The organism is Brooklawnia sp. (assembly GCF_032229645.1).
In the GTDB taxonomy this organism is placed as follows: domain Bacteria; phylum Actinomycetota; class Actinomycetes; order Propionibacteriales; family Propionibacteriaceae; genus Brooklawnia.
On the sequence record NZ_JAVTWX010000137.1, the window covers coordinates 2,598 to 22,413 of the forward strand.

The 19,816-nt window shown below is 64.1% G+C and carries 17 protein-coding genes and 1 riboswitch; of the genes, 13 read left to right on the forward strand and 4 right to left on the reverse strand.

What is annotated here, in order from left to right; genetic code table 11:
* A partial coding sequence (locus tag AAFP05_RS11430) for an RDD family protein (protein ID WP_341729994.1) occupies positions 1-667 on the forward strand: 667 nt, incomplete at its 5' end.
* 53 nt (positions 668-720) lie between these two features.
* A complete protein-coding gene (gene malQ, locus AAFP05_RS11435) occupies positions 721-2,871 on the forward strand; it encodes a 4-alpha-glucanotransferase (protein WP_341729995.1) in 2,151 nt (716 codons plus the stop codon).
* 43 nt (positions 2,872-2,914) lie between these two features.
* Here the strand turns inward: malQ and AAFP05_RS11440 are convergent, their stop codons facing one another.
* Positions 2,915-3,499 (reverse strand): isochorismatase family protein, encoded by a 585-nt coding sequence (locus AAFP05_RS11440; protein ID WP_341729996.1) that lies wholly within the window; start codon positions 3,497-3,499, stop codon positions 2,915-2,917.
* Positions 3,500-3,663: 164 nt separating this feature from the next.
* On the opposite strand from AAFP05_RS11440, the gene AAFP05_RS11445 reads away from it, so the two are divergent.
* The 4 genes from AAFP05_RS11445 (at position 3,664) to thiD (ending at position 7,810) form a co-directional block, all read left to right on the forward strand.
* Entirely contained in the window at positions 3,664-4,761 is a 1,098-nt protein-coding gene (locus AAFP05_RS11445) for an S-(hydroxymethyl)mycothiol dehydrogenase (protein WP_341729997.1), read from the forward strand.
* Positions 4,758-5,381 (forward strand): MBL fold metallo-hydrolase, encoded by a 624-nt coding sequence (locus AAFP05_RS11450; protein ID WP_341729998.1) that lies wholly within the window; start codon positions 4,758-4,760, stop codon positions 5,379-5,381. Before AAFP05_RS11445 ends, AAFP05_RS11450 begins: the two co-directional genes overlap by 4 nt.
* Positions 5,382-5,471: 90 nt before the next feature.
* A riboswitch (TPP riboswitch) is annotated at positions 5,472-5,570 on the forward strand.
* Positions 5,562-6,368: a hydroxyethylthiazole kinase gene (gene thiM / locus AAFP05_RS11455; RefSeq protein ID WP_341729999.1), complete on the forward strand. Its 807-nt coding sequence runs from the start codon at positions 5,562-5,564 to the stop codon at positions 6,366-6,368. Its footprint overlaps the riboswitch before it by 9 nt.
* Before the next feature lie 2 nt (positions 6,369-6,370).
* Positions 6,371-7,810, forward strand: a complete 1,440-nt coding sequence (gene thiD / locus AAFP05_RS11460) for a bifunctional hydroxymethylpyrimidine kinase/phosphomethylpyrimidine kinase (protein WP_341730016.1) — start codon at positions 6,371-6,373, stop codon at positions 7,808-7,810.
* A gap of 171 nt (positions 7,811-7,981) precedes the next feature.
* On the opposite strand, the gene AAFP05_RS11465 is transcribed toward thiD, so the two are convergent.
* Positions 7,982-9,337 carry a nicotinate phosphoribosyltransferase gene (locus AAFP05_RS11465; RefSeq protein WP_341730000.1) on the reverse strand — a complete coding sequence of 452 codons (1,356 nt, stop codon included), beginning with the start codon at positions 9,335-9,337 and terminating at the stop codon, positions 7,982-7,984.
* A gap of 50 nt (positions 9,338-9,387) precedes the next feature.
* Here AAFP05_RS11465 and clpS point away from each other — a divergent pair, with 50 nt between their 5' ends.
* The 3 genes from clpS to murI are packed head-to-tail and all read left to right on the forward strand — an operon-like array spanning position 9,388 to position 11,172.
* Positions 9,388-9,699 carry an ATP-dependent Clp protease adapter ClpS gene (gene clpS / locus AAFP05_RS11470; RefSeq protein ID WP_341730001.1) on the forward strand — a complete coding sequence of 104 codons (312 nt, stop codon included), beginning with the start codon at positions 9,388-9,390 and terminating at the stop codon, positions 9,697-9,699.
* Positions 9,700-10,323: a DUF2017 domain-containing protein gene (locus AAFP05_RS11475; RefSeq protein ID WP_341730002.1), complete on the forward strand. Its 624-nt coding sequence runs from the start codon at positions 9,700-9,702 to the stop codon at positions 10,321-10,323.
* Positions 10,324-10,356: 33 nt separating this feature from the next.
* Positions 10,357-11,172, forward strand: coding sequence for a glutamate racemase (murI, locus tag AAFP05_RS11480; protein WP_341730003.1), 816 nt, complete (start codon positions 10,357-10,359; stop codon positions 11,170-11,172).
* 33 nt (positions 11,173-11,205) lie between these two features.
* Here the strand turns inward: murI and AAFP05_RS11485 are convergent, their stop codons facing one another.
* Positions 11,206-14,046 carry an FAD-binding and (Fe-S)-binding domain-containing protein gene (locus AAFP05_RS11485; protein ID WP_341730004.1) on the reverse strand — a complete coding sequence of 947 codons (2,841 nt, stop codon included), beginning with the start codon at positions 14,044-14,046 and terminating at the stop codon, positions 11,206-11,208.
* A 47-nt stretch (positions 14,047-14,093) separates the two neighbouring features.
* Positions 14,094-14,795, reverse strand: a complete 702-nt coding sequence (locus AAFP05_RS11490; RefSeq protein WP_341730005.1) for an FCD domain-containing protein — start codon at positions 14,793-14,795, stop codon at positions 14,094-14,096.
* 219 nt (positions 14,796-15,014) lie between these two features.
* Between AAFP05_RS11490 and AAFP05_RS11495 the strand changes: the two genes are divergently transcribed.
* From AAFP05_RS11495 to AAFP05_RS11510, 4 genes are read left to right on the forward strand one after another with little or no spacing between them, the layout of a single operon-like run.
* Positions 15,015-16,709 carry an L-lactate permease gene (locus AAFP05_RS11495; protein WP_341730006.1) on the forward strand — a complete coding sequence of 565 codons (1,695 nt, stop codon included), beginning with the start codon at positions 15,015-15,017 and terminating at the stop codon, positions 16,707-16,709.
* Positions 16,710-16,738: 29 nt separating this feature from the next.
* Entirely contained in the window at positions 16,739-17,527 is a 789-nt protein-coding gene (locus AAFP05_RS11500) for a (Fe-S)-binding protein (protein ID WP_341730007.1), read from the forward strand.
* A gap of 3 nt (positions 17,528-17,530) precedes the next feature.
* Positions 17,531-19,078 (forward strand): LutB/LldF family L-lactate oxidation iron-sulfur protein, encoded by a 1,548-nt coding sequence (locus AAFP05_RS11505; protein ID WP_341730008.1) that lies wholly within the window; start codon positions 17,531-17,533, stop codon positions 19,076-19,078.
* A complete protein-coding gene (locus AAFP05_RS11510) occupies positions 19,078-19,755 on the forward strand; it encodes a lactate utilization protein C (protein WP_341730009.1) in 678 nt (225 codons plus the stop codon). Before AAFP05_RS11505 ends, AAFP05_RS11510 begins: the two co-directional genes overlap by 1 nt.
* The last annotated feature ends 61 nt before the right edge of the window (positions 19,756-19,816 follow it).

Genomic DNA, 19,816 nt, shown 5'->3' on the forward strand with positions numbered 1-19,816 from the left:
CGGCTACCCGTCGTCCGGCCACCCGCAGGCCGGCTACGAAGCGCAGGCCGGTTACCCGTCGTCCGGCTACCCGTCGTCCGGTTACCCGCAGGCCGGCTACGAAGTGCAGGGCTACTCGCAGTATCGAGCTGCCGGCCGGGGACCAACCACGGCAGACGGAGTACCGCTGTCCGGTTGGTGGCGGCGGGCCGGTGCAACGATCCTCGACAGTCTTATTATCGGAGTGCTCAGCTCGATCGCGATTCTGCCGTTCTTGAACACGCTGACCGCCGGCATGGAGGCGTGGATGAGCGATCTCATCCTTGCCGCGCAGACCGGCGGTGCGGCACCTCTATACACCGACCCGCAATACGGGCTCAGCGGACCGCTGACGACGATCTACATCATCTCACTGCTCATCAGCGTCGTGTACGCCACCGCGATGCTGATCTGGAAGAGTGCGACATTGGGCCAGCTGGCGATGGGCCTGCGGGTCGTGCCGCTCGACAAGGGACGCCAGCAGCAAGGCCTGTCGTTCGCCACCTCACTGCTGCGCAACGTGGCCTACTATGCACTTTCGGCGATCACCTTCGTCGCGCTCATCAATGTGCTGGTTCCGTTGGGTAATATGAGGCGTCAAGCACTGCACGACATGATCGCTCGAACTCAGGTGGTCAAGATTCGCTGACGGATCGACTAGGGTGTGGTGGTCAATGCGAGCCCACCGAAGGACTAGGCAGAATGAGCCACGAGTCGTCCCTGCAGATCCTTGCCGAGAAACTTGGTATTGCAACCGATTTCTGGGACTGGAAGGGACGCCACACTCAGATACCCCAGCACACCATCATTGCGGTGATGGCCGCAATGGGAGTGGATGCGGCGACCGAGGAGAGCGCCGCAGCTGCGGTGGTCGAACTCGAACTGAAGCCCTGGCGGCGTGGCTTGTCATCGGTCGTGGTGGTCACCGAGGGCGATCAGGCGCATGTCGAGGCGCACGTCGTCCACGGCCATCCCGCCCAGATCAGGCTTCGCCTCGAAGATGGCGAAGTCCGCTATCTCGGCCAGCGTCACCACATGGTCGAGCCGCGTGAGGTCGACGGCACTCTCATCGGTGAGGCCAGCTTCGCGATTCCCTCGGACTTGCCCACCGGATACCACCGCCTGGAACTGCTCTCGGACGACCGGCAGACCGAATCGACGCTCATCGTCACCCCGCGGTTCCTAGGACTCCCCGAACGGCTGGGCGACCGCAGGTTGTGGGGCTACGCGGCGCAGCTCTACAGCGTCCGCTCGTCGAGCTCGTGGGGGATCGGTGACCTGCTGGATCTCTCGGATCTGGCTGTGTGGACCGCCACCCAGCAGTTCAGCCAGTACGTGCTGATCAATCCGTTGCACGCTGCGCAGCCGGTGCCTCCGATGGACGTCTCACCCTATCTGCCCAGTTCGCGACTGTTCATCAACCCGATGTATCTGCGACCCGAAGCGGTGCCCGAGTATGCGCTGCTCAGTCAGCAGGACCGTGATGCCGTCAGCGGGCTGCACGAGAAGTTGGACGACGAGCTGGCCGGCGAGTCCTTGCTCGATCGCGACACCTCGTGGAGCCTGAAACGCGAGGCGCTGCGGGTCATCTACTGCGCAGGATTGCGGCCGGCCCGGCAGATGGCCTTCGACGATTTCAAACGGCGCCAGGGACGCAGACTGCGCGACTTTGCGGTCTGGTGCGTGCTGTGCGAGCTGTACGGCAACGACTGGCGGCAGTGGGACGATGATCTGCAGCGTCCGAGTTCGCCGCGGGTTTCCAAGCTGCACAACGACTACCTGGACGAGATCACCTTCAACGAATGGTTGCAGTGGGTCTCATGGAATCAGCTGAGCGACGCGCAGCAGGCCGCCCAGGATGCCGGCATGTCGGTCGGCATCGTCACCGACCTGGCCGTCGGTGTCAGCGGTGCGTCGGCCGACACGTGGATGATGCGCGATATCTATGCCAAGGGAATCAACGTCGGGGCTCCCCCGGACGGCTACAACCAGATGGGGCAGGATTGGGGACAACCGCCGTGGCGTCCTGACCGGCTCGCCGACACCGCCTATGGGCCGTTCCGCAGCATGCTGCAGACTGCTCTGGGTCACGCCGGCGGCGTGCGGATCGACCACATCCTCGGCATGTTCCGCCTGTGGTGGATTCCCGAGGGCGGTTCCCCGCGCGAGGGCACCTATGTGCGCTACGACCACGATGCGCTGATCGGCATCATCATGTTGGAGGCGCAGCGTGCGGGGGCGTTCGTCGTCGGCGAGGACCTCGGTACCGTCGAACCGTGGGCGCGCGCGTATCTAGCCGAGCGTGGCATCCTCGGTACCTCCGTGTTGTGGTTCGAGAACGACAATGGCCGGCCGGCCACGCCCGATCATTGGCGCGAGTACGCGATGGCTTCGGTCGTCACCCACGATCTGCCGCCCACCGCCGGTTACCTGGCCAACGAACACGTTCGGCTGCGCCATGAACTCGGCCTGCTCACCGAGTCGTACGAGGAAGAAGAAGCCGCCGCCGAATGCGAGCAGGACGCCTGGATGCGCCGGCTCGACGAGCGTGGCCTGTTCACCGACGATGTGGACGACGATGTCGAAGCGAAGGTGCTCGCGCTGTACCGATACCTCACGCTCACCGACTCGCGAGTGCTGAACGTGGCATTGGTGGATGCTGTCGGCGATTACCGCATTCAGAATCAGCCGGGCACCTGGAAGCAGTACCCGAACTGGCAGATTCCGCTGTCGGGTACCGATGGTCGGCCGTTGACCCTGGAGGACCTCTACCAGATGGAACGCCCGATGCGGCTGGCCTCGGTGCTGAACGGGTACTCGTGGGTGCCAAGTCCGATCCGGCCCAACTCCTGACCCGGCGCTGCGGAGGATCGGTGACGGTCAGGGCGGAGGGTCGTCAGCCGGTGACCAGTACTCCGGCCTCCTGCAAGTTCTCCACGACCCGGGTGGTGCGCTGCGGATTGACGGCAGCCGACAGATCGAGCAATACGGTGGTGCGGTAGCCGTGCTTGGCGGCGTCCAGCGCCGTGGCGCGGACGCAATGGTCGGTGGCCAATCCGCAGACGCTGACCATGCCGACGCCGTGGGCGTTGAGCCACGCGTGCAGGGTCTGACCATCGTCGCCACCACCGATGGTCCCCTCGAAGCCCGAGTAGGCCGCAGCGTATGCGCCCTTGTCGAAGACCGCATCGAATGGCAGCCCGGCGACCGCGGGATCGAAGTCGGCTCCTGGTGTTCCGGCCACACAATGCCGGGGCCAGCTGTCGACGAAGTCGGGCGTCTGGCTGAAATGCGCGCCCGGATCGATATGGCGGTCGCGTGTTGCCACCACAAAGTCGAAGCCGCGACCGTGCGCCCGCCTGAAGTCCGGGCCCACGAAGGCCGCAATATCGTGCGCCACCTTGGTCCCGCCGGTCACTGCGAGCGAACCGCCCTCGCAGAAGTCGTTCTGAACGTCCACGACGATCAATGCGCTAGTCATCGTTGCCTCCTCTCCTGAATGCTAGCGGGGGCTGCCTGGTGTTCGAGCTGCGGGGCCCACCGTGCTAGCTGTGGGTCGGCTGTGCCTTCGCTGGGCGGCCACCGAAAATGTCATGCGGCGCGATTACTGTGATCGCACAAACCAAAATCAGGAGGTCGAATCCCATGGCACGCACAGTCACAGGCGTCGTTTCCAGGCAGCCCGGGCAAGCCGCCGAGCTGACCGAGATCGTCATTCCCGATCCCGGTCCACGCGATGTGATCGTCACCATTGAGGCTTGCGGTGTCTGCCATACCGATCTGGCCTACCGAGAAGGCAAGATCAACGACGACTATCCGTTCCTGCTCGGTCACGAAGCGGCCGGACGCGTAGCCGAGGTGGGCAGCCAGGTCAGTCATGTCGCCGTCGGTGACTTTGTGGTGTTGAACTGGCGCGCTGTCTGCGGCGAATGCCGTGCCTGCAAGAAGGGCCTGGCGCAGTACTGCTTCAACACGTTCAATGCCTCGGCGCCGATGACGTTGACCGACGGCACCGTGCTCACCGCCGCGCTCGGCATCGGGGCCTTCTGTGAGCAGACGCTCGTCCATGAGCTCCAATGCACGAAGGTCAACCCGGACACCAGACCCGAAGTTGCCGGATTGCTCGGTTGCGGAGTGATGGCTGGGCTGGGTGCCGTACTCAACACCGCAGACGTCCGCCGCGGCGAATCGGTCGCCGTGATAGGTCTCGGCGGCGTCGGCTGCGCTGCGGTCGCCGGGGCCGTCCTGGCAGGCGCAACGAGGATCATCGCGATCGACATCGATGCCAAGAAGCTTCGAGCCGCCGCCGATCTGGGCGCCACGGACCTGATCGACTCGAAGGGTCTGAGCCGCGACGAGATCGTCTCGAAAGTACAGGAGCTGACCGGTGGTTTCGGTGCCGATGTGGTGATCGATGCCGTCGGTATCCCAGCCACCTTCGAAACCGCGTTCTATGCCCGCGATCTGGCCGGACGCGTCGTACTGGTCGGTGTGCCCGCTCCCAGCGCCGAGTTGAAGCTGCCACTGCTCGATGTCTTCTCGCATGGTGGCGCAATCAAGTCGTCGTGGTACGGCGACTGTCTGCCCGAGCGCGACTTCGGGTACCTGATCGACCTCTATCGGCAGGGCAGACTGCCGCTCGATCGCTTCGTGACCGGCACCACCACACTCGCCGGGGCCGACCAGGCGATGTCCGACCTGCACGACGGCGAGGTGCTGCGCACAGTGGTGGTGGTCTCATGACACTCCTGCGAGTCGATCATGCAGTGACCGACGGTACCTTCAGCCTCGACGGGCAAACCTTCGACGTCGAGAACAATGTCTGGGTGCTGGGCGACGACCGGCGGTGCGTCGTCTTTGACGCTCCGCACAATGTCGATGTCGTCCGCGACCTGGTCGGCGAACGCGAATGCGTGGGCATCCTGCTCACTCACGCGCACGACGATCATGTGCGCTATGCGCCCGATCTTGCTGCCGCACTGGACGCGCCACTGCTGCTCAACCCGGCTGATCGTCCGGTCTGGGGGCTCACTCACGGTGACATGGAATGGGACGACGACATCGCCGACGGCGACGTCTTCACCTTGAGCGGAACCGAAATTCGTGCCATCGCCACGCCCGGGCATTCGCCCGGCTCGACCTGCTTCGGGGTACCCGAGCTGGGCATCGTGTTCAGCGGCGACACCCTCTTCGAGGGCGGCCCGGGAGCGACCGGGCGCTCGTTCAGTTCGCGGGAGACCATCGAGCAGTCCATCCGCGAGAAGCTGTTCACGCTGCCACCCGAAACCATCGTGCACACTGGGCACGGTCCCGACACCACGATCGGGGCGGAACTGGAACGGGCGAGGGGTGACTGGCTCTGAGCGCGAAACTCGGGACTCCGGCGCCCGGCGTCCGGCCGGAGTCTGACGACCGGAGCTCTGGGGACCGTCGGGTGAGCGGTGCTAACGTACATCGAAGACGCGGGGTGCCGGGGAAGGTACCGGCTGAGACCAAACCCGTAGATACCTGATCTAGGTAGTGCTAGCGAAGGGACGTCAGCGATGACCCTCAGTTCCCATGTATCCGCTCTCAGCGAGAGCATCAGCACGCTGCGGGCGCAGACCCCGCTCGTCCAGTGCCTGACCAACCAGGTGGTGATGAACTTCACCGCCAACATCTTGTACGCTGTCGGCGCCTCACCGGCCATGTGCGACAACCCAGAAGAGGCGGCTGATTTCGCCACCCATGTTGCCTCCGGCGTGCTAGTCAACGACGGCACCCCATCCGCCGAACAAATGGAAGGCATGCGCCTGGCCACGGCAGCGGCGGTTGCGGCCGGTAAGCCCTGGGTGCTCGACCCAGTCGGAGCTGGCGGGCTGGTGTGGCGCACCGGCGAAGTCAAAAAGATGATGGACGCGAACCCGGCTACCATCCTGCGCGGCAATGCGTCCGAGATCTTGGGATTCCTCGGCACCACCTCGGGTGGACGCGGCGTCGAGTCGACCGATGACACGCTCGATGCCATCGATGCGGCGAAGGAACTCGCAAGTAACTATGGGTGCGTGGTTGCAGTCAGCGGACCGGTCGATGTCATCACCGATGGCGGCGAAGTGGTGAAGCTCTCGAACGGCAGCCCGATGCTGGCCAAGGTCACCGGCGTGGGCTGCGCGCTGGGCGCCGTGATGGCCGCCTATGCGTCGGTGACCGACCCGTTGGACGCCGCGATCGCGGCAACATCGCACCTCAACATCGCCGCAGAGATCTCCGCGGCCGATGCAAAGGGTCCGGGCAGTTTCGTCGTGGGGCTCCTCGACGCACTTGATGCACTTACTCCCGAGCAGGCAGCCGACCGGGTGACGCTCTCGTGAGCATGCGCGACGACCTTGATCTCTCGATCTATCTGGTTACCGACACCGCCCAATGCGGGTCGCTCGGCGTTGCCGAGACCGTCAGGCAGGCCATTGCGGCAGGCGCCACACTGGTGCAGGTGCGCGACCCGGATGCGAGCGACGACGAGTTCCTGGCGCTGTCCCGCGAGGTCGTTCAGGTAGCTCAGGGCAGCGGCGTGCCGGTGCTGCTGGACGACCGGGTGCATCTGGTCGGCCCGGCCGGAGCCGACGGCGCGCACGTCGGCCAGCACGATATGCCGGTGACCCAGGCTCGCGCGATGCTCGGGCCTAATGCCATTCTCGGACTGACGGTGGAAACCGCGGAACAGCTCGAGTGGGCCATCGCCAACATCGCTCAGGACGCGATGGACTACATCGGGCTCGGCCCGGTGCGTCCGACTGCATCGAAGCCGGGCCATGTGCCGGCCACAGGAATGCGTACCCTCGTCCCGCTGGCGAAGCGCAGCCGGTGGCCATCGGTGGTGATCGGGGGAGTGAAGGCTGCCGACACCGCAGCCGTGCGGTGGTCGGGCTTCGCCGGCGTCTCGGTGATCAGTGCGATCTGCGGGCAGCCCGACATCGGCGCTGCCACCCGCCGTCTCGTCGAGGCCTGGCAAAGCGCCGCCACCCCGCCGATCGCCCTGACGATCGCGGGCAGCGACCCGTCCGGAGGAGCCGGCATCCAGGCCGATCTCAAGACCTTCTCCGCGTTGGGTGCCTTCGGCACCAGCGTGATCACCGCGCTCACCGCCCAGAACACCCAGGGCGTCACCGGCGTAGATGTGGTGCCGGTCGACTTCGTGCGGCAACAGCTCGAGACGCTCGTCGCGGACGTGCGAATCGACGCGGTCAAGATCGGCATGCTCGCCACCGGCGAGTTGGCCGATGAGGTCGGGCGGCTGCTCGATCAGATCGATGCGCCGGTGGTGCTCGACCCGGTGATGGTCGCGACCTCCGGCGACCGGTTGCTGGACGACGACGCCGTGCAGGCCGTGCGGCGCCTGGTGGCCAAGGCCGACATCATCACACCGAACCTTCCGGAAGCAGCCGTGTTGCTGGGCGGGTCACAGGCCACCAGCCTGGACCAGATGCGTGCCCAAGCGATCGGACTGCGTGAACTCGGCTGCGACTGGGTGCTGGTGAAGGGCGGGCACCGGCTGGACGAGAACGCGACCGACATCCTCGCCGGCCCGGCCGGCATCCACGAGCTGGCTACGCATGTCGTCCGGACGAAGAACACCCATGGCACCGGTTGCACGCTGAGTTCGGCGCTCGCGGCGCTTCGTCCGCGCAACCTTGACTGGCCGGCCACCGCGGCGGCCGCCAAGGAATGGATCACCGGAGCCCTGGATCATGCAGACGACCTCGGCGTCGGTCACGGCCACGGACCGGTGCACCACTTCTACCAGTTCTGGAAGTAGCTGCCAGCCTGCTCGATAGCATGCCCGCCCGCGCCCTACCTCCCCGCAGGCCGGATCGTGTAGCGTCCGGGCCCGTCATGGGCGCTCGACGTACACGATCCGCGAGGACGGGCAAGCCCCGGGGACCCCGACCAATCCGGGGACGCCGACCGGGTGAGGCGCCAGCCCGCCTCAGAGGTTGGCCGGCGCCTCACCCACCAGGTAGATGTTCTCGGTCTTCTCGCCTTCCCGGCTGACGAAGACCGTCGGGATGGCCTGTTCCGCCCGGCTGATCTTTTGGCCCGACAGCGGCAACTCGGCACGGGCCCTCTCGTGGCGGTCGCGCGCCGCCTGCAACGGTTCTTCGCCGACGATCTCGCCGTCGCGCACGAGGTCGACCATCACCATGCGGTCGTTGGAATCGGCACGCGGCGCGACCTCCACGCCGATGACTTCAGCGACGGCCGTTCCGTGCCGATCGATCTGGCGCATCACGGTCTTGCGTCCACCGATGGTGCCCTTGTTCTGAGACTTCTTCACCACCGGATGTTGTGCGGCATTCGGATCGTCCGAGTCGGCCCGGCTGACCATCTTAAAGACCATGCCGCAGGTGGGATGACCCGATCCGGTCACCACCGAGGTGCCGACACCGAAACCGTCCACCGGCGCACCGCGCAGTGCGGCGATCTGATACTCGTCGAGGTCGTTGGTGACGACGATGCGGGTCTTGGTTGCGCCCAGCGAGTCGAGCAGTCGGCGTACCCGGCGCACCTCGATGCTCAGATCACCCGAATCGAGCCGGATGGCGCCGACGCGTCCGCCGGTCAGCTCGACGGCCTTCTTGATGGCCTCGTCGACGTCGTAGGTGTCCACTAGTAGGGTCGTCTGCTCGCCCATCGCTTCGATTTGCGCTTTGAAAGCATCTTCCTCCGAGTCGAAGAGCATCGTGAACGCGTGCGCTGCCGTGCCGCTGACCGGAATGCCCCAGCTGCGCCCGGCCTCCAGGTCGGAACTGGTGCCGAAACCGGCGATCCAGGATGCTCGGGCCGAGGCGACTGCCGCCCATTCGTGGGTACGGCGTCCGCCCATCTCGATGATCGGTCGGCCCTCCGCGGCGAGCGTCATACGGGAGGCGGCCGATGCGACCGCAGAGTCGTGGTTGAAGATCGACAGCAGCAGTGTCTCCAAGACCACCACCTCGGCGAAGCTGCCCTCGACCACGACGACGGGGGAGCCGGAGAAGAACAGCTCACCTTCCGCGTATCCGCGGATGTCTCCGGAGAATCTATAGTCGGCAAGCCATTCGGCGAGCATATCGTCGGCGATGCCGCGTTCGCGCAGGAAGGCAATCTCATCGGGACCGAACCGGAAATCCCTCAATGCCTCCAGTGCGCGCCCGGTTCCGGCAACGACACCGTAGCTGCGTCCGGTGGGCAGCCTGCGGGGGAACAGATCGAAAGTGCAGCGGCGGAAAGCCGTGCCGGCATGCATTGCCGCCTTGATCATCGTCAGCTCATACATATCGGTGAGCAATGCTGTGGACGTCATGCGGTCGAGCCTATGCCCGCGTCCTTGGCCGGGTGGGTAAGAATAGGCACATGGCAAGCGAATCGGCATCCGCGTCAGTGCTGGGCGGCACAGCCGTCGAGGAGCTCGCGTCCGAACAGAACCAGGCCGTGCGGCCCTGGGTCACTGTTGTCTGGGACGATCCGGTCAATCTGATGAGTTACGTCACCCATGTTTTCTCCAGCTATTTCAACTACCCGAAGGATCAAGCCGAGCGGCTGATGATGCAGGTCCACATGGAGGGTCGCGCGATCGTCAGTTCCGGTGGCCGTGACTGCATGGAGCGCGATGTGCAGGCGATGCACAGCTATGGCCTGTGGGCCACCATGGACAAGGCCGAATAGATGCTCGCGTTCCACCGCGTGGACGATCAGGTGGTCTGCCAATTCGAGCCTGCCGAGATCAACCTGATGAGCGGGCTCATCGCCCAGCTGATCGAGCTGCTGCTGGAGTCGAGCCCGCCCGCCGATGGCCCGGGCACCGCCTGGTTGCACGACGATACCCCCGGCGAATCCGATGCAGTCGACGACGAGGACCAGATCTTCGCCAGGCTGGAACGCGAGATGGTCAGCGAAGACGATTTCGACGATGACCCGGCTACAGACCCGGTGCTGCAGCGGTTCTTCCCCGATCCCTATCCCGACGATCCTGCGGCCAGCTACGACTTCCGGCGCTTCACCCATACCGCGCAACTCGACGACAAGGTCGATGCCGCAAGCATCGTGCGAGCCGATCTGGATGCCATCACCGCTCAGGGCCGCTGCGAGGTCTGCGGGACGCACACGCTGGCATGGCTGAAGACGCTGACGAACCTGCGGCTGGCGCTGGCGGTGCGGCTGGGCATCCGGGATGCCGACGATGCCGATCACATCAGCGAACTTCCGGACGACGATCCGCGAACCTGGACGTTTTCCATCTATGAGTGGCTGGGCTGGGTGCAGGAATCGCTATTGAATGCCCAGGAATGAGCACACGGCCGGGCTCGCGCTAAAATCGGCCCGGTGAATGACGAGTCCTCGGCGCCCATTGGCATCTTCGATTCGGGCTTCGGGGGATTGACCGTCGCGCGTGCGATCGTCGATCTGCTGCCCGACGAAGACATTATCTACCTTGGCGACACCGCTCGTGGGCCCTACGGTCCGCGTCCATTGGCCGAGGTGCGCGAGTTCACCTTGCAGAGCCTCGACTGGCTTGTCGATCAAGGGGTGAAGGCTCTGGTCATCGCCTGCAACACCGGTTCTTCGGCTGCGCTGCGCGATGCCCGGGAGCGTTACCCCCAGTTGCCGGTCATCGAGGTGGTGCTGCCCGCGGCGCGCAAGGCAGCGTCCATCACGCGTAACGGCATGGTCGGAGTGATCTGCACCGCGGCCACCGCGACCTCGCGCAGCTACAACGATGCGTTGGCCGCCTCCCCGGTGAAGGTCGCCATGGGGGTCTGCCCGAGATTCGTGCCCTTCGTTGAGGCCGGCATCACTGCCGGCGACGAGTTGATGGCAGTGGCCGAGGAGTATCTCGCACCGCTGAAGGAGCAAGAGGTCGATACTCTCGTCCTCGGTTGCACCCACTATCCGCTGCTCTCGGGTGTGATCAGCTTCATCATGGGCGACGACGTAGCACTTGTCAGTAGTGCGGACGAATGCGCCCGCTCCACCTTTGCGACGCTCAAACGCAAAGATCTGCTGCGCAATGACGGCCACAACGCCCAACGCAGCTTCGTCACGACCGGTGATCCCGCCAAGTTCGAGGGCCTGGGACGGCGCCTGATGGGCGGCTTCGTCCGCGATGTGGAGCAGATCGACCTGGGCGCCACGCCGTAGACCGAGGTACGAAACGGAACCTCATCACCGGACTCAGACCCGCACCGGGGCCGCCCTGTTCGCCAGTTCCTCCAGCACGTGCGTGTAGGTCTTGCCGGTTGCCCTGGTCAGACCGATCTCACAGGTGCGGTTGAGCGACATGTACAGGTCGGCATTCGCGGCCTTCGCTTCGGCTGCCTCGTCCTTGGTGGAGGTGGCCGTCAGTTCGGGATGCAGCATGCCGCGGTCACCTGCGAAGGCGCAGCACCGCCAGCTATCCGGCACCATGACCTCGTCGGCAACCAGGCCGGCCAGCATGATCAGGGCGTCATTGAGGCCCAGATGCGTGCTGGAGCAGGTGGGGTGCAGGACCGCCAGATGCTCCTTGGACAGTCGCGGCAGGCGCGGTGCGATGTGTTCGGCAGTGAACTGCACGGCATCAATGATCTTCGCATTCGTCACGCCTTGATGCTTCAGCGCGACTTCCATGCCCTCAGTGCAACTCGCGGCGTCGCAGACGATCGGCAACTCCCAGTTGTTACTGGCCTCACCCAGCGCCTTGGCCAGCCGCTCACCCATCAAATTGCCGCCACGCTTCATGCCCTTCGACTTCCACGGAGTGGCACAGCACAGCGATTCGATCTCGTCGGGGATCTCGACCCTGATGCCAACCAGTTCGCACAAACGCTGGAAAGCATCTGACGATCCCTTGCCACAGCTGGCTCCGGTGCCGAACATCGTGCCCACACATGCCGGCATGAAGACGATCTCGGGGTGTGGCGCGTGGTGTGGATGCCTGGCACGGCCACCGCCCGGCAGGTCGTCCGAAAGTGTGTACATGACGTCTTCGCCGACCACCTTACGAATGGCCCCGGTAACCGCGCGTACCGGCGCGTTCGGCACGTGGTCGACAACGGTCATCCCGACGGAGGCCACCTTAAGGAAGGGGCCCCAGATCTTGGCAGCGCCCATCCAGGTGGCGTCCAGCCATGCCGGTGCAAGCTCTCCTCGAAGGTCGCGGATCAACTGTCCCGTATTGATCTGCACCGGGCAGGCCGTTTGACACATGCCGTCGACTGCGCAGGTGTCGATGACCGCATACCGCTCGTCGCGTTGCAGCTCTTCCACAAGGGCTTCATCGTGTTCGTCGGTGGCGTGCGCGATCGCCCGCTGAATCACGATTCGTTGGCGAGGCGTGGTCGTCAGGTGCTGGCTGGGGCAGACAGGCTCGCAATAGCCGCATTCCACGCAGTCGTCGAGGATCGGACGCACCGGCGTGGTCGTCTTGATATTCGACAGATGGAGTTTCGGATCCTCGGTGAGGAGGGTATCCGGGTTGAGAATCGTGGTCGGATCGCAGGCGTTCTTCACCTGCCACATGGCGTCGTAGAGTTCGTCGCCGTACTGCCGGTGCACGAAGGGCGCCATGATGCGCCCTGTGCCGTGCTCGGCCTTCAAGGTGCCCTGCTTGCCGAGCACCAGCGAGACCATGTCCTCGGTGAAGTCTTCATAGCGCTTCATCGACGCCGGACCGTCGAAATCCTCGGTGACCAAGAAGTGGATGTTTCCATCCTTGGCATGCCCGAAGATCACTCCGCCCTCGTAATTGTGCTTGTCAAAGAGCATCTGAAGATCGTTGCAGACCTTGCCCAGATCCATGATCGGTACGGCGATGTCTTCGAGCAGCGCGGCCGTGCCCTTCGGACGATTGCGCGCCACCTTGGTGTACAGCCCCTTGCGCAGCGACCACATCTGTCCGCGGCGTCCGGCATCCTGGGTGAGTTCAGGCGGGGCGTAGAGGTCGAAGGACGCGCACTTGTCGATGCCGGCGCCGGCCCGGGCCGAGAGTTCGTCGTCCGAGTCACCCTGGTATTCGACCAGCAGGATCGCTTCGCTGCCGACCTGGAAGTTCTTCGGCAGCACCGGGGCCGCTTCTTCGCCCATGGCCAAGATGGACGCCGAGTCGATCAGCTCGGCGACATCGGCTCCGCTGTCGACGATAGTCGGCAGGGCCTCGGTGGCCGCGTCCAGAGAATTGAATAGCAGGAACCCGGTTGCGGTCTTCGCATGAATCGGGACGGTCCGCAAGGTGGCCTCGGCGACGAAGCCGAGGGTGCCCTCACTGCCGATCATCAAGTGCTCGAGGATCTTGACCGGATCGTCGAAGTCGATGAACGAGTTGAGGCCGTAACCCATAGTGTTCTTCATCGAGTAACGCCGCTGCAAGTCGGCGCGCATCTCGGGCCGGCCGAGCTGGGCGCGCAACTTGGTCAGCATCTCGACCAGGGCCGGCTCCTGATTGGCCAGCACCTCGCCGGCTTTGGGGCTGGCGGTGTCGATCACGGTGCCAGACGGCAGCGCCACCACCATCGACTCGAGGGTGCGGTAGGTATTGGCGGTGGTTCCGCAGGTCATGCCGGAGGAATTGTTGGCGATCATGCCGCCGATGGTGCATGCGATCTCGCTTGCCGGGTCGGGGCCGAGCTTGGTGTGATACTTCGCCAGCCGGGCGTTGACCTGGCGAACGGTGGCGCCGGGCTGGACGCGTACCCGCTTACCGCCGTCCAATACCTCGATGTCGCGGAAATGCCGGCGGACATCGAGGGTCAGCCCGCGAGAGAACGCTTGGCCCGAAAGGCTGGTGCCACCAGCGCGGAAGGTGAGCGGCCAACCCGAGCGCACGGCCAGTGCCATGGCCATGCCCACCTGGTGAGCGGTACGTGGGCGTGCCAGCGCTTGGGGGACAGAAAGATAGTGAGATGCGTCGACAGCGACAGCGAATCGGTCAAGTGCGCGGGTGGTGACCTCGACATCCTCACCCAGGGCAGCCGCGAGTTCGTCGACATACTGCTGTGGAACATCGGATAGCTGTGTGCGGGAACTAATGACGGACATGAATTACCGGACTCCTTTGTCGCAATAATGGCTAGACCATAGCCTACTCAATCCTTTTTACCACCCATCGGCAGGATCGCGTAGGCCGTGCGGATATGTTCTTCGATCAGGTCTGCGGCGCGTGCTGCATCCCCGTTGGCGATCGCTTCGAAGACCCTGCGATGCTGCCGGTTCAGGTCGCGACGGAAGCGCTGATAATCCGGCAGCTCGTCGCTGGCCTCGCGGATGGGACTGGCCAGCGCCTGACGCACGGCCGTCGTCAAGACAGTCACGAACTGGTTCTCGCCGAGCTCGGCGATGGCGACATGGAAGCGGGTGTCCAGGTCGTTGAACTGCTCCAGCTCCATGTGATCGGATTCCATCTCGGCCAAGATATCTCCGAGCTTGGCCAGATTGTTCGAAGTGGCGTTTGCTGACGCCGCAGTGGCACTGAGGCGCTCGAGCATCACCCGGACCTCGACGACATCGTCGATAGGGAACTCTGACAAGGCGACATGGAGTTGAAGTAGCCTGCCCAGAGCGGGACCGTTCTGGCCCGCGATGCGCGTTCCGGAATTGGGTCCGGCCCCGACGCGCGAAGTGATCAAGCCTTGGGCGCCCATCATGCGCAAGGCCTCCCGCACGGCGGCGCGGCTGACTTTGAAATCCGCGGCCATGTCGCGTTCGGACGGCAGGAGTGAACCCACCGACAGCTCGCCGGCGAGGATCCGTTCTTCGATGTGCTGCCGCACCACCTCGTACGCTTTCACAGCGCCATCATCGAACCACCCGGACATCGCTGGCAAGCTCGGTGCTGGCGGGTCCCACGAGAGTCAAGGTGGCTTAGCCTCAGCTAATCCACCCCGCTCGGTTGGGCAGGCGGACGTTAGTTAGTCTTTCCTAAGAACATGTTCCTTGACAGTGGTTAGACCATTCGTCAAAGATTGGTGTGTTGTGCAAACGTTAGCGACGAACGATGGAGTTTCGCGATGCAGTTCCAGCCTGATATCGCGCCGGTAAACGGCAGCTTGTTTCTATCCGCATTGGTGGCTCTGTTACCTCTGCTCACTATCTTCTTGACACTTGGCGTGCTGCGCTGGAGGGCCCATTGGGCGGGTCTTTCCGCAGTCGCGGTCGCCGCTCTGGTGGCTGTCTTCGCGTTCCATATGCCCGTCGGATTGACCGCAATGACGGCGCTGCAAGGCGCTTCTTTCGGTATCTTCCCGATCACGTGGATCGTGCTCTGTGCAATTTGGATGTACGAGTTGACCGTTGAGTCCGGTCACTTCGAGGACCTGCGGGCCACGTTCCACATGGTCTCGGACGACCCGCGCATCCTCGCCATCCTGATCGCCTTCTGCTTCGGTGGCTTGATGGAGGCCCTCGCAGGCTTCGGCGCGCCGGTGGCCATCACCGGTGTGATGCTGATGTCGATCGGCTATCCGCCGCTGCGTGCAGCCCTTACCGTGCTGCTGGCCAACACCGCGCCTGTCGCCTTCGGCGCCATCGCGACCCCGATCATCACGGCAGGCACCCTGACTGGCATTCCGTACCAGGAGATCGGCGCCACCATTGGTCATCAGACCCCGCTGCTCGCATGGTTCGTCCCGCTGCTTCTGGTGTTCATCGTCGATGGCAAGCGTGGCGTCAAAGAAGTCTGGCCTGCAGCGCTGACGATCGGCCTGTCCTTTGCCGTCGCACAATGGGTCAGCGCCACTTGGCTGTCGGTCGAACTCACCGACGTGGTCGCGTCGCTGGTCGGTCTGGCCGCTGGTGTCGTGCTGCTGCGCTTCTGGAAGCCAAAGGGCACCGCAGAGGCTGCGCAGCGCCTGACCAACATGAAGCAGACCGAAGCCGAGGAAGGCTTCCACACCACCAACGACGACGCCGACGTCAAGGAGGTCCACAAGGTCAGCGGTTCCCAGATCTTCATGGCTCTGATGCCCTATCTGCTGGTCATCGGAATCTTCTGCGTCGCCAAGCTGGTCAAGCCGGTCACTGCCTGGTTGGCATCCACCGATATCAAGATCCACTGGCCAGGTCTGTGGGACGGCGAAACCGCCCTGATCCTCACCGGTGCGGGCGCACCCAACACGTCAACCATCTACAACTTCCAGTGGCTGTCAAGCCCAGGCACCCTGCTGCTGATCACCGGCATCCTGGTCGGCCTGATCTACCGGATGAGCCCGGCCGTGATGGCGAAGGTCTTCGGGCGCCAGATTTACAAGCTGCGCTGGACCTTCCTTACGATCGCTTCGGTGCTGGCGCTCGCCTACGTGATGAACCTGTCGGGTCAGACCATCACCATCGGCACCTGGATCGCCGGTGCGGGCGCCGCCTTCGCGTTCTTGTCACCGATCCTGGGTTGGATCGGCACCGCGGTCACCGGCTCCGATACGTCTGCAAATGCGCTGTTCGCCACCCTGCAGCAGACCGCTGCGGCCAATATCGGCATTGATGAGCATCTGCTCGTCGCCGCCAACACCTCCGGTGGTGTGGTCGGCAAGATGATCAGCCCGCAGAACCTGGCGATCGCTGCGACCGCCGTCGGTCTGGTGGGTAAGGAATCCGACATCCTGCGCCGTGCCATGCCGTGGAGTCTCGGCCTGCTGCTCGTGCTCTGCCTGATTGTCGGCTTGCAGTCCACACCAGTACTCGGCTGGATGCTCCCGAACTTCGGTTAAGCGCTCGGCTACCTAATCTAGGAGGAGAAATGACGGGGACCACGGTCAACGCCAGTACGGTCGTCAGCAAGCCTGGGGCGGGAATGACCGTCGGACTGTTCATCACGTGCATCAACGACGTCATGTTCCCGCAGACGGGGCAGGCCGTCGTCAAGATCCTGGAGCGGCTCGGCTGCAAGATCGAGTTCCCCAGGGAGCAGACCTGCTGCGGCCAGATGACCACCAACAGCGGCTACTTCGACGAGTCGATCCCGTCCGTCAAACAATATGTCAAGGCCTTTTCCGGCTACGACTATGTTGTGGCACCGTCCGGGTCCTGCACAGGAGCGGTCCGCGAGCAGCACCCGATGCTTGCCCGCCACGCCGGTGACGCCGGATTGATCCGCGACGTCGACCAGGTCAGCTCGAAAATCTTTGACCTGACCGAGTTTCTGATCGACGTGCTCGGGGTCGAAGACCTCGGCGCCTACTTCCCGCATCGGGTCACCTACCATCCGTCCTGCCATGGCAAACGGATGCTGAAGCTCGGCGACAAGCCCGCTCGGCTGCTATCGCATGTGCGCGGCATGACCATGGTGCCGCTGCCGGCCGAGGAGCAGTGCTGCGGATTCGGCGGCACCTTCTGCATCAAGAACTCGGATATGAGCGCGGCGATGGCCAACGACAAGGCACGTCACGTCCGCGAGACCGAAGCCGAGTACGTGGTGGCAGGTGACAACTCCTGTCTGCTGAATATCGGCGGAGTGCTGGCGCGTCAAAACTCGGGAGTCAAGGCCATCCATCTGGCCGAGATCCTGGCAAGCACGGAGGAGGACTGAGCCATGAGCACCACCACAAGCACCGAGCTTCGACGTATCACCGAGGGTAACCACGGGGTCGCCCGGCTCACTCCGGCGCCGGACAAGCCCGGAACCTTCCTTGGTATGCCGAAGTTCCAGAAGGCCGTCAAACAAGAACTCGAGTTGAGCGTCCAGCGCAAGAACATGCGCAATGCCACCACCACCATCCGTAACAAGAGGGCGCTTCGGGTATCCGAATCACCCGACTGGGAGGATCTGCGTGATGCGGCCACTGCCATCAAGAACCGGGTATCGCGGCACCTCGACTACTACCTGGTCGAGGCAGAGAAGAATCTGACCGCTAACGGCGTGCAGGTGCACTGGGCCCGGGATGGCCAAGAGGCCAACGAAATCGTCGCCGAGATCGCCAAGTCCAAGGGCGTCGATGAAGTCGTGAAGATCAAGTCGATCACCACTCAGGAGACCGATCTCAACGAACATCTCGAAGAGCAGGGCATCGCGGCCTGGGAGACTGACCTGGCCGAACTGATCGTCCAGTTGGGCCATGATCGGCCTTCGCACATTGTGGTTCCGGCGATCCACCGCAACCGGGCAGAAATTCGCGAGATCTTCCTGCGCGAGATGAAGAACTATGGACGGCCTGCGCCCACCGACGTATCGTCCAACCCTCCTGAGTTGGCCGACGCGGCCAGGCTGCATCTGCGCGAGAAGTTCCTGCGGGCGAAGGTGGCCGTTTCGGGCGGCAACTTCATTTGCGCAGATACCGGTTCGTTGGTGATCGTCGAGTCCGAGGGCAACGGCCGGATGTGCCTGACCCTGCCCGACACGTTGATCTCGATGGTGGGTATCGAGAAGATCCTGCCGAGTTTCGACGACCTCGAGGTTTTCCTCAAGCTGCTGCCCAGGTCGGCTACCGGCGAGCGGATGAATCCGTACAACTCGGTGTGGAGCGGGGTCACCGATGGTGACGGGCCGCAAGAGCAGCATGTCATCTTCATGGACAACGGACGCACCAATGTGCTGGCCGACAAGGTCGGACGCGAGGTGCTGCGGTGCATCAGGTGTGCCTCGTGCATCAATACCTGCCCGGTGTACGAGCGGGCCGGTGGACACGCCTACGGTTCGGTCTATCCGGGCCCGATCGGTATCACGCTGACCCCGCAGTTGCGTGGCGTGGAGGATCCGGTCGACCGCGGCATGCCATATGCCTGCTCGCTGTGCGGTGCCTGCAATGAGGTGTGCCCGGTGAAGATCCCGTTCACCGACATCATCTTGCACCTGCGCAACCGGGTGGCCGATGCCGAGAAGGCCGACCGTTTTGGGGCCGACGCCGAGGGAACCGTCGAACGGAATTTGATGAAGACGGCTGGCTGGTTGTTCGGCGACGCCCGCCGGTTCGAGGCCGTGCAGGTTGCGACCCGTGGGGCGGGCAAGGTTTTGAAGGGCAAACCGCTCGGACCGATCCCGGTACCGGTGGCCGAAAGATGGCTCAGGTATCGCGACGTTCAGGCACCGCCCACCGACACCTTCCGTAGCTGGTGGAAGAAGAATCGGAAAGAGGGCAAGTGATGACCACGACGCGCAATGATGTCGCCAGAACCGAGATCCTCGCCAGGATCCGGAGGGCAACCGCGGACATCACCGACAAGAACCCCGAGACCGATGTACCGATCAACTGGGTCTATGGCACCGGCATTGAGATGGACGATGTCGTGGGTACGTTCGTGGAGAAGGTCATCGACTACTCGGCAACCGTCGTCCGGGTGACGGAGACCGAGGTTCCCAAGGCCGTCGTCGATGGCCTCAAGGCCACCGGGGCTCAGAGGAGCGTGGTGGTGCCGCCGGGCCTGGACCCGTCGTGGATCAAGGCGATCAAGGACGCCGGGCTGGAAGCCAGGGTCGACGACCCGCAGCTCAGCCACGCCGAACTGAACAGCACCGATGCGGTGGTCACCGCGGCGGCAAGCGGGGTCGCCGACACCGGCACGATCGTGCTGACGCACGTCGAAGATCAGGGGCGCCGCGCGATCAGCCTGGTACCCGATCGCCACGTCTGCGTGGTGCGGGCGAGCCAGGTGGTCTCCGATGTCGGCGAGGCCAACCAGGTAGTGAAGGCGGCGGTGCACGCCGGTCACCCGCTCACCTGGATCTCGGGTGGCTCGGCGACCAGTGACATCGAGTTGTCCCGCGTCGATGGTGTGCACGGCCCGCGTGCGCTCTACGTGATCGTGGTGGACGACGCCTGATCGGGTGAGCTGAATCATTTTTCGGGCGCCGTCCGGGTTTCATCGCCTGGGCGGCGCCCGA

Coding starts and splice junctions, on each gene's coding strand:
- AAFP05_RS11450 (WP_341729998.1), top strand. CDS start 4,758: ATGACACTCCTGCGAGTCGATCATGCAGTGACCGACGGTACCTTCAGC.
- AAFP05_RS11485 (WP_341730004.1), bottom strand. CDS start 14,046: ATGTCCGTCATTAGTTCCCGCACACAGCTATCCGATGTTCCACAGCAG.
- AAFP05_RS11445 (WP_341729997.1), top strand. CDS start 3,664: ATGGCACGCACAGTCACAGGCGTCGTTTCCAGGCAGCCCGGGCAAGCC.
- AAFP05_RS11475 (WP_341730002.1), top strand. CDS start 9,700: ATGCTCGCGTTCCACCGCGTGGACGATCAGGTGGTCTGCCAATTCGAG.
- AAFP05_RS11505 (WP_341730008.1), top strand. CDS start 17,531: ATGAGCACCACCACAAGCACCGAGCTTCGACGTATCACCGAGGGTAAC.
- AAFP05_RS11465 (WP_341730000.1), bottom strand. CDS start 9,337: ATGACGTCCACAGCATTGCTCACCGATATGTATGAGCTGACGATGATC.
- thiM (WP_341729999.1), top strand. CDS start 5,562: ATGACCCTCAGTTCCCATGTATCCGCTCTCAGCGAGAGCATCAGCACG.
- AAFP05_RS11440 (WP_341729996.1), bottom strand. CDS start 3,499: ATGACTAGCGCATTGATCGTCGTGGACGTTCAGAACGACTTCTGCGAG.
- clpS (WP_341730001.1), top strand. CDS start 9,388: ATGGCAAGCGAATCGGCATCCGCGTCAGTGCTGGGCGGCACAGCCGTC.
- AAFP05_RS11495 (WP_341730006.1), top strand. CDS start 15,015: ATGCAGTTCCAGCCTGATATCGCGCCGGTAAACGGCAGCTTGTTTCTA.
- AAFP05_RS11510 (WP_341730009.1), top strand. CDS start 19,078: ATGACCACGACGCGCAATGATGTCGCCAGAACCGAGATCCTCGCCAGG.
- AAFP05_RS11500 (WP_341730007.1), top strand. CDS start 16,739: ATGACGGGGACCACGGTCAACGCCAGTACGGTCGTCAGCAAGCCTGGG.
- malQ (WP_341729995.1), top strand. CDS start 721: ATGAGCCACGAGTCGTCCCTGCAGATCCTTGCCGAGAAACTTGGTATT.
- thiD (WP_341730016.1), top strand. CDS start 6,371: ATGCGCGACGACCTTGATCTCTCGATCTATCTGGTTACCGACACCGCC.